This is a genomic window from Planotetraspora thailandica (genome assembly GCF_016863335.1).
GTDB lineage: Bacteria > Actinomycetota > Actinomycetes > Streptosporangiales > Streptosporangiaceae > Planotetraspora > Planotetraspora thailandica.
In genome coordinates, this window is record NZ_BOOR01000066.1 from 1 (window position 1) to 13,041 (window position 13,041).

A 13,041-nucleotide genomic window follows, 5' to 3' on the forward strand; every position below is an offset into this window, starting at 1 on the left:
GGGTCTTGACTATTGCTCCTAGCGGTGCCATGGGTAGGCTGACACTCGACCATGCCGGCGAAGAAGGCGAACAGGGCGGCGCCGTGCCCGAAGGGGTCGTAGACGCCCTTGAGCGGGCCGGTGAGCGATTCGAGCTCGATGTCGTGGCGCCGCATGGGCGCTGTCCTTCATTCCCGCCTGCGCGCGATCGCCTCGATCAGCCACAGGATGTCGTCCAGGTCGGCTTTGAAGGCTGCCTGCGACCAGGAACGGTCTCGAGGCGTACCTCGGAGGCTGCGGCAGGAGGACGTCAAGAGCGGTGTCAGCGGATGCGTCGCCTCCACCGATTTCGGCGAGTACGTCTACTTCAGCGCTTGAGGCCTGTTCATGGCTCCGACCACCCCCGGCACCCGGGCGGCGCTCTACCAGATCCTCGCGGATAGCCCGTCCGTCAAGGTCACCGGACAGATCACAGACCGACAGGGCAGGACCGGCATGGCGGTCAGCGCCTACTGCGCCACGGACGGCATTACGTCGCGGCTGGTGGTCGACCCCGCTACAGCCCAGCTCCTCGACTCCGAGGTACTGCCCGGCACCTTGGCCGAGCACAGTACCGGCGACTACGTCTCCCTCGAACGCCAAGGCTGGGTGAACAGGATCGGCGTCGCCCCAAAGGACTCGTAGTGGATGCGCATCCCGCAGTATGAACTGCCCGACTCGAACGAGAGTGAGAACAGCATTGCCACTTGCATTCGGAGAGCGGGGCGCCAAGCATGTCAATGACGTGCAGCCGCCCCTAGCTATCCCATGCGGGCGCTCTCTTCGAGGATCGCGCCGTCCCGGAGCTCCAGGACGCGGTCGGCCAGGCCGATGAGGCTAGGGTCGTGTGTGGCGACCAGGGCGGTCACGCCCTCACTGCGGACGAGTTCGCGGATCAGCTCCATGATCTTCCCCGCGGTCTGCGAGTCGAGCTGCCCGGTCGGCTCGTCGGCGATCAGCAGCTGGGGCCTGTTGGCCAGCGCCCGAGCGAGCGCGACACGCTGTCTCTGGCCGCCCGACAGCTCGTACGGGCGCTGGTTGACGTGGTTCTCCAGCCCGACCAGGGCGAGCAGCGTCCGGACCCGCTCCTCGCGCTCTGCCACGTCACGCCGGGCCAGCCGCATCGGCACGCCGACGTTCTCGGAGGCCGACAGAACAGGGATCAGCCCGAACGACTGGAACACGAACCCGATGACGTCCCGCCGCAGGTCCAGCAGGCCGGCCTCGTCGAGCGAGGTGACCTCCCGCCCGGCCACGACCACTGTCCCCTCGGTGGGGCTGTCCAGGCCACCGACCAGGTTCAGCAGCGTCGTCTTGCCTGAGCCAGAACGGCCGCGGATGGCGACCAGTTCTCCCGGATGCGCCTCTAACGACACGCCGCGCAGCGCCTCGACCCCGCGCGGGTACAGCTTGCGCAGCCCCTCGACGACGACCAGAGCGTCACTCATCCTCGTCCTCCTGGTTCGCGGGCCAGACGCCGATGTGGTCGCGCTCGAGCTCCAGGCGGACCCGGCGCTCCATCCGCAGAGCGCCCATGAAATCGCGCGGCAGCTGCAGCCGTCCGACCCGATCGAGCACCGCGTACTCCTCCGCGATCACGTCACCCTCGTCGGACGTACGACGCAACGTCTCGCTCGAGGTCCGGCCGTCACGGATCCCCACCGTACGGTCCACCTGCTCGGAGACCAGCGGGTCGTGCGTGACGATGACCACGGTCACCCCGAGCTCGCGGTTGGCCCCGCGCAGGGCCGCGAAGACCTCTTCGGAGGTCTCGCTGTCGAGCTCGCCGGTCGGCTCGTCGGCCAGGATCACCTCAGGCCGGTTGGCGAGCGCCACCGCGATCGCGACCCGCTGCTGTTGGCCGCCGGACATTTCCCCCGGCATGCGGTCCGCGCACCCGGCCACGCCGAGCAACTCCAGCAGCTCGTCAGCGCGCTCCCCACGCGCCTTGCGTCCGGCCAGCCGCGCCGGGAGCAGCACGTTCTCCCGGGCGGTCAGGTAGGGCAGCAGGTTGCGCGCGGTCTGCTGCCAGATGAACCCGACGATCGACCGGCGGTAGTGCAGCCGATCCTTCCCCGTCATCGACAGCAGGTCCATGCCCGCCACCCGTGCCACTCCGGCCGTGGGCAGGTCCAGCCCGGACAGCACGTTGAGCAGCGTCGATTTGCCCGACCCTGACGGGCCGACGACGGCCACCAACTCGCCTCTGTCGATCAGCAGGTCGAGACCCTGCAGCGCCACCACCTCGACGCCCTCGGTCTTGAAGATGCGGACCAGGTTGTCGCAGAAGATGTGCGCGTCCACGACAGGCTCGGTGAGCGACGGACTCACGAGGATTCCCCCAATCGAAGAGCTCCGGCGACCGCACGCCCCGCGATCGCGTGGGTGAAGGCACCGAGCAGGGCGACCGTGGTCAGCCCGGCGGCCAGCAGCAGCGGCATTCCGAGGTCGATCGGGAACCCGTCGACCGGCAACCCGGCATAGGCGGACAGATCGATGCCTGGGGCGAGCGCCACCGGCAGGACCAGCCCGAGCAGCAGCCCCGCGAGCGAGGCGAGCACGATCAGCGGGGCGATCTCCAGCATGGTCAGGCGGCGCGCCTGCCGCTGGGTCAGCCCGAGAGTCCGTAGGTACGAGAGCGCCCGGGCCCGCTCCGCTGCGCCTATCACCAGGGCGATGACCACCGCCACCAGCGCGTAGCCGGCGAGCGCGACCGTGACGATGGTGAACGCTCTGAGCACCGTGCTGGTCAGCGGCGTGCCGGCGATCTCGCGCAGCGCGTCGTCGAACGTCGTGACGAGAGTGTTCGGCGTGTTCACCACCTTGATCAGCTGGTCCCGGTCCACCTCGCCCTTGATGAGCAGCGTGTTGGCGAACTCGCGCAGCCCCGCCCGCTTCGCCGCGTCGTACGGCAGGACGATCAGCTCGTCGGTGGCGTACGCCAGACCGGGCAGGCCCTCGATCGTGCCCTTGGTGGTCGCCTGCATCCGGCCCGGCCAGCCGACCTCGAACGTCGTCAGGGCGCCGAGCGACGGGGAGACCAGCGCCGGGACGGCCGGGGCGGGCACCTCCGCCGGCGGCGCGGGCGCGGTGAGCGGGCTCCCGGCCACGATGTGCCGGTAGGCCGCCAGGTCCAGGGCGACGACGGTCGCCGTACGGCCGCCGAAGCCCACCTGGGTGGTGCCCTTGGCCACCGGCACCACGGCCTCGACACCAGGGAGTTCGCGCACCCGCTCGATGGTCGCGGCAGGGATGTCGGCCTCCCCCTCGACGCGGGCGGACGCGCCGACCTGCTCCCAGGCGGCCAGCCGCTGCGTGTTGCCGATCGCCCCTGACACCATCGACCCGAAGACGGAAACGGCCAGCGCGGGCAGCAGGATCAGCACGGGCAGCGCGGTCACGCCCCTGGCCCGGGCCGCCTGCGCGAGACCGAGGAACGGCACGGCCCTGCGCCGGCGCGCGGCCAGCCGTACGGCCAGGCGGAGCGGGAACGGATAGCAGCGTAGGGTGATCAGCGCAGTGGCGAGGGTCAGCGCCGCCGGCACGGCCATCAGGAACGGGTCGCCGCCACCATCCGCTGAGGCCGTGAGCCCGCGGGCACGCAGCAGGTAAGCCCCGACCAGCGCAAGGCCGACGACCGTGACCTCCGCCGCGATCCGGCGTGGGGAGGGGCGGCGCGCGACCACGTCGTCCCGCGTGTCACGCAGCGGCTCGCGCTGCGACAGCGCGAGCCGTGCCGCGGGGAAGGCGACCGCGGCGATCGCCGGCAGCAGCGGGCCGAGGTGGACGGCAGGCGTGACCGGGCCGGGCACGAGGAACGCCAGGCCGTAGCCGAAAAGGACAGCGGGGGTCGCGGCCAGCGCGGCGACGGCGGTGCCCGTGCCGACGATCCTGGGCAGCCCGGCGCCGCGGGCGCGCATCAGCGACAGCGCCGGCCGCATCCGCTCGGTGAGCAGCTGCGCGGCGAGCGCGATCACGCCGAGCGCCACCAGCCCGAGCCCGCCGAGCACGAGGAACATCAGCGTCTGGGCGGTGGACAGCCGCTTGAGGTAGCCGGTGAGCAGCGCCGGGAGGCCGCTTTGCAGGACGTACCGCGTCCCCCCGCCGGACTGACGGGCGACCGCCGCCTGGTAGACGCCGAAGTCGTCGACCACCGCCTGCGCGTTCCGCGCGGTCACCGCACCCCCGCCGATGCCGAGCACCCAGGAGTAGCGCAGATCGCGGTTGCTGTCCAGGTGCTTCAGGCTGTCCGCGCTGGTGAGCCCAGTGACCGAGTACTCCTTGGTCTCGCCGACCCACCGCACGGCCGCGTGCGAGACTCCCCGGTTGTGCTCCCAGAACCCGTCCGTGGGGTCGACGATCTCGTAGAACCCGGTGACGCGGGCCGCCATCGTGCCGCTGACACCGATCAGCAGCGTCGAGCCGACGCGCAGGCCCATCGCGTCGGCCGCCTCCTTGACGACCGCGACATCGAACCGCACGAGCGTCGTGCCGCCCACCATGACGGATCCGGTCGGCCCCGGCGGGCTGCCCTCGACATAGCGGACGCGGCGGTCGGCATCCGGCAGCCAGGCGAGGTCGAAGAACTGGTAAGGCCTGTTCCGTTCCCCCATGCGGCCGATCACGGGCGTGCCGTACGTCTGGGCCCCGTAGTGGCTGGTCCCGCCGGACGCGATGACCTCCCGGAGCGCGGGAGGCAGGTCGTGCCGCAACTGCGCGTCGCGTTCCGCGAACTCCTGCGGCGTGGTGAGCAGCCTGCCCGGCCGCTGTTCGAGCTTCAGGTCGGTGACGTCCGCCGTGCTCGCGTCAAGCACGGTGCCGAGCGCGCGGTCGTAGGCCTTCTCCAGTGCCTTCGGCAGCGCCGCCAGCAGCAGCGACGCGGTGAAGGTCAACAGGGCGAGAACGGCCACCGCTCCCCGGTGCACCCGCAGCAACGTGATCGGCATCATCCCTCCCTGATCCGCAGGACCCGGCCGAGGCCCTGGCGGCGCAGCCGCCCGGCCAGCCCTGCCACGATGCAGAACAGCACCGCGGCGACGGCCGTGAGCAGCGCCGCCGTGGGTAACCACGGGATGTCGAGCAGCACGGCCGGCGTGACCGCTGTCGCCTGCCCGGTGAGCACGATGTGCGGCACCACCAGCACGGCCACGACGACGGCCAGCACCGTGCCCGTGGCCAGCGACAGCGTGATGATGAACGCCTGCTCCACCGCGAGCAGTCCGAAGACCTGCCGGTGGCTGACCCCGATCGCGCGCAGCAGGGCGAACTCGGCCGTGCGCTCGCGCGCCGCCACCGCCGCGTTCACCAGGAATCCGAGCAGCGCGAAGACCAGCGCCGACAGGAAGCCGAGCACGAGCGCCCCCTGCAGCCCGCTCGCCAGCGGGTCGTCACGCAGCTGGCGGGTGAGGGCGGCCCTGTCCACCACCGTCTGATCCCACTCGGGGTGGCGGGCCAGCTCGGCCGCGGCCTGGGAGGTGTCGCCTCCCCGTACGGCCAGCCACCACTCGGCGGCGGGGCCGGGCGCGCGCCCGTCAATCAGGTCGCGGTAGGCCAGCGTGGGCAGGTCGGCGAGCAGGGCCGGCTCGCCGGCGGCGGTGCCCGGCAGCGCGGGCACGACGGCCACGGGCACGACGGGCGTCGGCACGCCGCTCATGGTGATGGAGCCGGCCGCCCCTACACGCAGACCGGAACGCCTGGCCAGGTCAGCGGTGATCACCACCGGCACGGAGGCACCGCGGGAGGCGGAGGAAGGGGAGCCGCCCGGCACGAGCGCCAGCCGCAGCGGCGCGCCCGGTTCATCGAGGCTCGGGGCGCGGCCGGACGGGCCGGGCACCTGGGCGGTGAACCCGCCCAGCGCCACCTGGCGGTGATCGGTGTCCGTCCAGGCCGTCCACTCGCCCGGCAACGCGACCTCGGTCCCGGCATCGGTGCGCAGGCCGTCCACGGCCAGTGACACCTCGCCCACCCGGCCAGGGTCGGGCGCGTCCACCAGCAGGCCCTGTACGGCGAGCGGTAAGGCGAGCCGGCCCGATCGCCCGGCGAGTCCCGTCAGGTCGACCCGCATCTCGTGATCGCCGGTTTCCAGGGGATCGCTGGCCAGCTCCCGGGTTGCCCCGAGGGCATCCCTGATCACCACGCGCAGCCGGATGTCCCCATGCCGGGCGCCCGGCGGGGTGAGAGCGAGCCGCACGCGAAGCGACAGGGCACGCGGTTCGCCGGGAATCGGGATGGGCGGCGCCTGCGGCCGGGCCGCGGCGAGCTCGCGGGCCAGCGTCGACACCGGGGGCGCGAGATCCCGGCGCAGCAGGAGCAGTCCGTCGAGCCGGTCCGCATCCACGGCGAGCAGGCTCGCCGGAGCCCCCGCGAAGTCGACGGTCTCCCGGCGGACCGGCGCGAGCCCGGTCACGCCCGGCAGCGCCGCGTACACCGCCCCCCGGCCGAGCGTGCCCAGCTCGACGGACTCGACCGAGGTCGCGATCCGCAGGTCGGCCCCGGCCTGGTGGCGCGCCTGGTCCTCCTGCGAGCGGCGCCAGGTCGCGGCCGTGGCCAGCGACACCACGCCGATCGCGATCGCCATCGTCAGCAGCAGCGCGGGACCCGCGTACCGGAGAGGGCGGCGGCTGACCTGCCAGACGCCGAGGGCGGGGGCGAGGCCACGCCGCCGTGCCGTCATCCGCTCGGCGACCCTCGACACCACGGGGACCAGGCGCAGGCCCAGCATGCCGCCGCACAGCAGCGCGAGCGCCGGACCTGCCACGATCAGCGGGTCGACGCCCAGTCCTCCCCCCGCCGTCGACGTGACCGGCGCGCCATACCGCCCGAGCTGCCAGATCGCCAGCGCCGCCACCACGAGCAGCGCGATGTCGGCGCCGGCCCGCTGGATCAGTCCCTGCCGGTCCCCGCGCCCGCGCGCCGACTGCTCCTCGACGTACGTGCGTCGCGCACCGCGCAGCGCGGGCAGCGCCAGCAACACCGCGGACGCGAGGGCCACAGCGGCCGCGACCAGGAAGGACGTCGCGTCCGTTGCGGGCGAGAGCCGTACGCCCGAGGCCTGAATCCAGGGAATCGCGTTGGTCGCCGCGAGGACCCACGGGGCGAGCAGCGGCGCGATCACGGCGGAGGGCAGCGCGACCAGCAGCGCCTCGCCGCCCGCCAGCAGGGCGAGCCGTACGGTGCTCGCCCCCCGCGAGCGCAGCAGCGCCAGCTCCATCCGCCGGTGGTCGGCGAGCAGCCGGGCCGTCAGCATCAGCGCGTACGCGGCCAACAGCAGCAGTTGCAGCACCGGCACCAGCATGGTGGAGCGGGCCACGAGCGCGGCCTGGTCGAGCTGCCCGAGCATCTCCGGCAGGCGGGTGAACGTGGTGCACGTCCCGCAGTCCCGCTGCAACCCGTCGCCGAGAGCGGTCACCGAAGTCGCGAGAGGCCGCAGCCCGTCGCGGGGCAGCTCCCGCAGATCGGGTACGGCGAGCCAGGTGGCGCGCACGCTGGTCGCGAACCGCCGCAGGAAGGCGTCCTGCGCTACCACCAGCGGCCCGTATGTTGTGTAGTCGCCGGTCTCGACGCCACGCCGCAGCAGCTGGTCGTCCCGCCACCGGTCGTCGTAAGGGTTGTACAGCTCGAACAGGCCCACAACCCGGGCGCGGACCGGCTGGTGGTTCAGCCGCCCCACGACGGTGAAGTCGTCGCCGACGGACAGGCGCATGGCCTGTGCGGCGGGCTGAGAGATCGCGACCTCCAGTCCGTCACCGGCTTCCGGCCAGGCCCCGGTGACCAGGCGGGTCTGCCGCTCGATGCCCTCGTACGTGGCGAACCTGGTCAGCTCGGGCTGCTGGCGGTGTTCTTGGCCCGGCATCGCATACGAGTCGGAGCTGATGGACAGGGTCACGGCGGACGGCATGCCGCCGTAGGCCTCCCGCAGGTGGGCGCGGACCGTCGCGTCGATCTCCTGGAGGTCATCCACGCTCACGGGCGAGGTGACCGTGGCGGCTTTCACGGACTGTGGCGCCGTCTCCATCGCCCGCTGGACACCTACCTCGGCCACCACCATGGCGTACATGATCAGTGCCACGAGCGTGGTGGTGGCCAGCAGGACCGAGCCGAACGCGCCGAGGAGCAGCAGCGGCTCGCTCGACGCGCGCCGGAGCACGAGTAGCGTCCGTCCCCCGCGTCCCAGAGCCATGCCGATGCTCCCCCCTTCCTCGATCACAAACCCTGCAAGAATATTTGTGGAGCTCAGCCAGTCAAATATGAATGATCTCGGCCGCTCGGCTGCATCGGCCGTACGGACGTGGACGACTGCGAGCTGCGCAAGGCCATCGCAGACTGCCCGCGCTGTACCGGGCCGGGCACGGAGCCGGAGAGGAAGACGCTCCGCCCGAACGCGGACAACAAGTAAGGCTGGCAAAAGTAAGTGCCGCTGGCGGTATGCCGGGGCACTTTCTGTTTCCCTGCTATGCGGCGCTATGCGGCGGACATCGCGGGCATCCGCGAGGAGCTGCGCCACGAGCGCGGCGATCGCTTACCTGGCGGGGAAGGTCCGCGCGGACTGGCAGCGTACGAGGGACGTGGGGGTGAGAGTGTGCCCGCCGAGCCGCCGGCGAACGACAGCCAGGCCATGGCACCGGCAATCTCAGCCGGTGCCGGGAGCGAGAACGCGGTGCCGGCCGACTCGCCCGGAAAGCTCGGCCGATCGCATAGATCAACAACGCCAAGTGCAGCACTGAAAACTCCGGTGTCCATCCCATCCGCCGGGCATAGCCTGCTCCCGACATACGGGACGGGTTGCCGGGAATGGTCACCCGGTGCAGACAGGAGCCGCCCATGGCCAACGTGGGACAAACCGACCTGACCGAGCTATGCGCGATGCTCGACAAGCGCGAAGCGGTGAACCTGCGTGCGGCCCTCGTGCAGGACAGCGATGGATGGCGGCTCCACCACGGCGAGGTCAATCTCGACTCCCCGAACACGGCGGTGGAGCGGGCTTGGCACTACGGCACCGCAACCTTCCTAGAGCGGAGCCTGCCCGGCTTTACTATCACCGCCCTGCTGCGTGGACACCCGCAGGAGGTCGGCGGTCTCACCGTCGAAGCCAAGGGCATGCAGGTGACGACCGCTTCGACCGAGCGACTGCGCGGGCAGCAGGACTGGGGGAGAGTAATCACGCCCTGGCCGCGAACCGAGTGGACGATCGGGCGGAGCTCCGACACCCAGTCCCCCAGCTACGGCGTGCTGGTCGGCGACGACGACGTCCCCTCCTTTCTGAACTTCGACCAGGCGTTCAGTGCCTTCTTCTACGAGAGCCCGCACAACAGCAACGTCAGCGGCTCCGCCCTGTGGCGAATCGTCCTGCCACAACGCGACGCATGGTTCGCTCGGATCTCCATCAGCCCGGACACCATGACCATCAACGTGGCTGGCGACGATCTTGGCAACGTCACTCTGGAGCTCAGCACTGCGGCAACCCATCAGGCCCGCGTGCTCGACGGCCCTGGCACATACACCTTCGATCTGCCTGATGGCCTCGCTCCCGATAGCTTCCTCGTGCTGAGGCGGGCACGGGACTGGCTGGACCAACGCTCCTTCCCCGCCCTCCAGCACGGGCGTGTTCGTGACGACTCGGTGGTGTGGGAGCAGCCCGGGGCCGAGTTGGAGATCCTGCTCGCCAGCGGCGAGGGGCAGTACCTGGAAGCGAAGAGGGAGGTACCGCACGCGGAGGAGCGCAAGAAGACGCTCAAGACGATTGCGGCGTTCACCGCGCAACCGGGCGGCGGAACAGTGCTCATCGGTGTAGCGGACGACCTGGAGATCGTCGGACTGGCTGAAGGCAAGGTCGCTGACAAGGAGATGCTCACCGTCGGCAACATGATCCGCGACAACATCGAGCCCGAGCCTCCGTATGCGCAGCGCATCATCGACCTCGACGGCAAAAAGGTGATCGCCGTCGAGGTAGGCCAGGCAGCAGTCCCCTGTGCCTACCGCAACAGCGGAGGCCGACTCGAATTCTTCGTTCGACGCGGCTACAACACGGTGCCCGCGCGCCACGTCGAGATCACCGCCGGGTTTCAGCAGAATCTGCCCCGCTAGTCGTCAGCGCGCACCCTAGCCCGACAGTGCTGGGGTGCGCAGGTCTCGGGGGACGTGTAACGGCAGAGACTACCTGGGCTGTAGTTGGGAACGATGGCCGAACAGCCTTACGGGGCCAGCCTACTGGGTGACGATCGACCAGGATGATTTACTGACCGTTTCAGAATGAGTTGAGCCGCAGGTCTTGCATCTGGCGATCTTGGTGGCAGGGTGTCCCGGGTGCGTGCCGATCTTGTTCCGGATGACCTGTGGGGGCGCATACACCGCTCCTGCCACCTGCGCCCGAACGGCGCCACCGCTACCCCGGACGCCTGCGTGTTCCGGATCGAACGGCGCTCGCCGGCGTGCTGTACGTGCTGCGGACCGGTGTCGCCTGGCGCGACGTACCCGCCGAGACCGTGGGCTGCTCCGGGGTGACGGCGTGGCGCCGACTGCGGGACTGGACCGAGGCCGGCGTCTGGCCTCGCCTGCACGCCGCCCTGCTGACCGAACTGCGCCGGGCGGACCTTCTGGACCTGGACGACTGTGCCGTGGACGGGTCCCACGTTCGGGCCCTCAAAGGGGGGACCACGTGGGCCCCTCACCCGTGGATCGTGCCCGTCCCGGCTCCAAGCACCATCTGATCGTCGACCGTTACGGAACCCCGCTCGCCGTCACGCTCACCGGCGGCAACCGCCACGACATCACCCAACTCCTGCCGCTGGTGGACGCAATCCCACCGATCCGGGGCCTGCGTGGACGCCCCCGCAGCAAGCCCCGACGCCTGTATGCCGACCGGGGCTACGACTTCGACAAGTACCGCCGGCTGCTGTGGAAGCGCGGCGTCAAGCCGGTGATCGCCCGACGCGGCGTACCCCACGGCTCCGGGCTAGGCAAAGTGCGCTGGGTTGTCGAGCGCGCCTTCGCCTGGCTGCACCAGTTCAAGCGGCTCCGCATCCGCTACGAGCGGCGCGCCGACCTCCATCAGGGCCTGCTCGAACTGGCCTGCAGCCTCATCTGCCTCCGGCGTCTGAGAACGCACGCTCGATGATCAATAGATCAAGTTCTGGGCGGTAGTTGAGTGTCGCGGCTGAGGAGATCCGGGAGTGTCGGGCTCAGGCGGTGTGGCAGGTCGAAAACTGTGTCCAGCCGATGGTGTAGCGGGACAGAAGTCCTGCCCTGGGGGTCGATCAAAAGCGCCTCCATGCCCATGCGGCGCGGGCCGACGTAGTCGGCTTCGTAGGAGTCGCCGATGAACCATACGTCCTGGGCCGAGACCGCGAGCTGGTGGAGTGCCTCCTGATAGATGTCCGCGTGGGGCTTGCGCCTGCCTACGTCCACGGAGAGCACGACTGCGTCCATGGAGTCCAACACTCCCATCGCCGCGAGTTGCTCAGGCACCATGGTCGGGCTGTGGGTGTTGGACACCACCGCCAGGCGAAACTCCGAGCTCAACCCTTTGAGCAGGACGTCGATACCAGCGTGGTGGCGCACTGGGGCGCTCCACTCGGCGAGATAGGTCTTCACGAAAGCGTTCACCTGCCCAGGCGTCGGCTCCCGAGGAAGCGCCGCGCGCAGGAACGCGGTCGTGACGTCGGCCATGGAGAACTCACGGTCATCGAGCGGACGCCGCTGAGGGTGGACGCCGCCTGGCATTGGCGGCGGAACGGGGTGCGGGCGCGCTCACCGCTTCAGCGGTGAGCGCGCCCTCGGCGTAGCGCAGTCAGCTAGAGGTCGCAGCGCGCCTGGGCAGCACCCAGTCTGGGCGCGGGAAGTGGCACGTGTAGCCGTTCGGGTACGTGATGAGGTAGTCCTGGTGCTCGGGCTCGGCCTCCCAGAACGGTCCGGCCGGCTCGATCGTCGTCACTGCCTTACCCGGCCACAGCCCCGACGCATCGACGTCCGCGATCGTGTCCCGTGCGACTTGCTGCTGCTCGGGCGTCAAGGGGAAGATCGCCGAGCGGTAGCTCGTGCCGCGGTCGTTGCCCTGACGGTTCAACGTCGACGGGTCGTGGATCTGGAAGAAGAACGCCAGGATGTCACGGTAGGTCGTCTGCGTCGGGTCGAAGACGACCTCGACGGCCTCGGCGTGGCCGGGGTGGTTGCGGTACGTGGCGTGATCGTTCTCGCCGCCGGTGTATCCGACCCGCGTGTCCAGCACGCCGGGCTGCCGGCGGATGAGGTCCTCCATGCCCCAGAAGCACCCGCCGGCCAGGACGGCAGTTTCGGTGCCCGGGGTGCGGGTGATCTGTCCGGTGTCGTGGATCCCGCTGGTCATGATGTGTGCTCCTCGGTGCTGGTGGTGTCGGTTGTCTCGAACAGGGAGCGGTACTCGGCGTAGCCCTGTGCCTCGAGCTCAGAGAGCGGGACGAAGCGCAGCGCGGCCGAGTTCATGCAGTACCGCTGGCCGCCAGCATCGGCAGGACCATCGCCGAACACGTGCCCAAGGTGACTGTCGGCCCCAGTGGACCGCACCTCCGTGCGGGTCATCCGGAGCTTCCGGTCGATCTCAGTGCGTACGGCGTCGGCCACAATCGGCCTGGTGAAGCTGGGCCATCCGGTGCCGCTGTCGTACTTGTCGGTCGACGAGAACAGGGGCTGGCCGGAGACCACGTCCACGTAGATGCCGGCATCGTGGTTGTTCCAGTACTCGTTGCGGAACGCCGGCTCCGTCCCGTCCTCCTGAGTGACGCGGAACTGGCTGTCAGTGAGGCGGCTCAGCGCCTCCGGGGTCTTGCTGTAGTCGTGCGACACGATTTCTCCTCCTTCGGCACCGCTGGCTGCGGCGCCGATGGAGACAACACCGCACAGAACCGATTTGGTCCCGGGGTTCATGACGGTGCGTTGTGGTGGCGATCTCAGGCGATGATCGTGGCGGATCAAAGCCACTGATCGGGGGCGTTGGCCGGTTTGGATGGGTCGGGCCAGAGCTCGTATAGGCCGCAAAACGAGAGCGGCTCC

The 13,041-nt window shown here is 70.3% G+C and carries 9 protein-coding genes and 1 pseudogene; 3 read left to right on the forward strand and 7 right to left on the reverse strand.

What is annotated here, in order from left to right:
• The first annotated feature begins 366 nt into the window (after window positions 1-366).
• Window positions 367-663 (forward strand): hypothetical protein, encoded by a 297-nt coding sequence (locus Pth03_RS34225; RefSeq protein ID WP_203948616.1) that lies wholly within the window; start codon window positions 367-369, stop codon window positions 661-663.
• Window positions 664-779: 116 nt separating this feature from the next.
• On the opposite strand, the gene Pth03_RS34230 is transcribed toward Pth03_RS34225, so the two are convergent.
• The 4 genes from Pth03_RS34230 to Pth03_RS34245 are packed head-to-tail and all read right to left on the reverse strand — an operon-like array spanning window position 780 to window position 8,197.
• On the reverse strand, window positions 780-1,466 hold the full coding sequence (locus Pth03_RS34230) for an ABC transporter ATP-binding protein (RefSeq protein ID WP_239119583.1): 687 nt from the start codon (window positions 1,464-1,466) through the stop codon (window positions 780-782).
• On the reverse strand, window positions 1,459-2,349 hold the full coding sequence (locus tag Pth03_RS34235; RefSeq protein WP_239119584.1) for an ABC transporter ATP-binding protein: 891 nt from the start codon (window positions 2,347-2,349) through the stop codon (window positions 1,459-1,461). Before Pth03_RS34235 ends, Pth03_RS34230 begins: the two co-directional genes overlap by 8 nt.
• Complete coding sequence (locus Pth03_RS34240) at window positions 2,346-4,964, reverse strand: FtsX-like permease family protein (protein WP_203948617.1); 2,619 nt, start codon at window positions 4,962-4,964, stop codon at window positions 2,346-2,348. The genes Pth03_RS34235 and Pth03_RS34240 overlap by 4 nt, the downstream gene beginning before the upstream one ends.
• Window positions 4,964-8,197, reverse strand: coding sequence for an FtsX-like permease family protein (locus tag Pth03_RS34245; protein ID WP_203948618.1), 3,234 nt, complete (start codon window positions 8,195-8,197; stop codon window positions 4,964-4,966). Before Pth03_RS34245 ends, Pth03_RS34240 begins: the two co-directional genes overlap by 1 nt.
• Before the next feature lie 641 nt (window positions 8,198-8,838).
• Between Pth03_RS34245 and Pth03_RS34250 the strand changes: the two genes are divergently transcribed.
• Both Pth03_RS34250 and Pth03_RS34255 read left to right on the forward strand, forming a co-directional pair.
• Complete coding sequence (locus Pth03_RS34250; protein WP_203948619.1) at window positions 8,839-10,101, forward strand: AlbA family DNA-binding domain-containing protein; 1,263 nt, start codon at window positions 8,839-8,841, stop codon at window positions 10,099-10,101.
• A gap of 219 nt (window positions 10,102-10,320) precedes the next feature.
• A pseudogene (locus Pth03_RS34255) lies at window positions 10,321-11,131 on the forward strand (IS5 family transposase).
• Window positions 11,132-11,139: 8 nt separating this feature from the next.
• Here the strand turns inward: Pth03_RS34255 and Pth03_RS34260 are convergent.
• The 3 genes from Pth03_RS34260 to msrB form a co-directional block, all read right to left on the reverse strand.
• Window positions 11,140-11,682 (reverse strand): HAD family hydrolase, encoded by a 543-nt coding sequence (locus tag Pth03_RS34260; RefSeq protein ID WP_203948620.1) that lies wholly within the window; start codon window positions 11,680-11,682, stop codon window positions 11,140-11,142.
• Window positions 11,683-11,803: 121 nt separating this feature from the next.
• A complete protein-coding gene (gene msrA / locus Pth03_RS34265) occupies window positions 11,804-12,358 on the reverse strand; it encodes a peptide-methionine (S)-S-oxide reductase MsrA (protein WP_203948621.1) in 555 nt (184 codons plus the stop codon).
• A complete protein-coding gene (gene msrB / locus Pth03_RS34270) occupies window positions 12,355-12,915 on the reverse strand; it encodes a peptide-methionine (R)-S-oxide reductase MsrB (protein ID WP_203948622.1) in 561 nt (186 codons plus the stop codon). Before msrB ends, msrA begins: the two co-directional genes overlap by 4 nt.
• Between the last annotated feature and the right edge of the window lie 126 nt (window positions 12,916-13,041).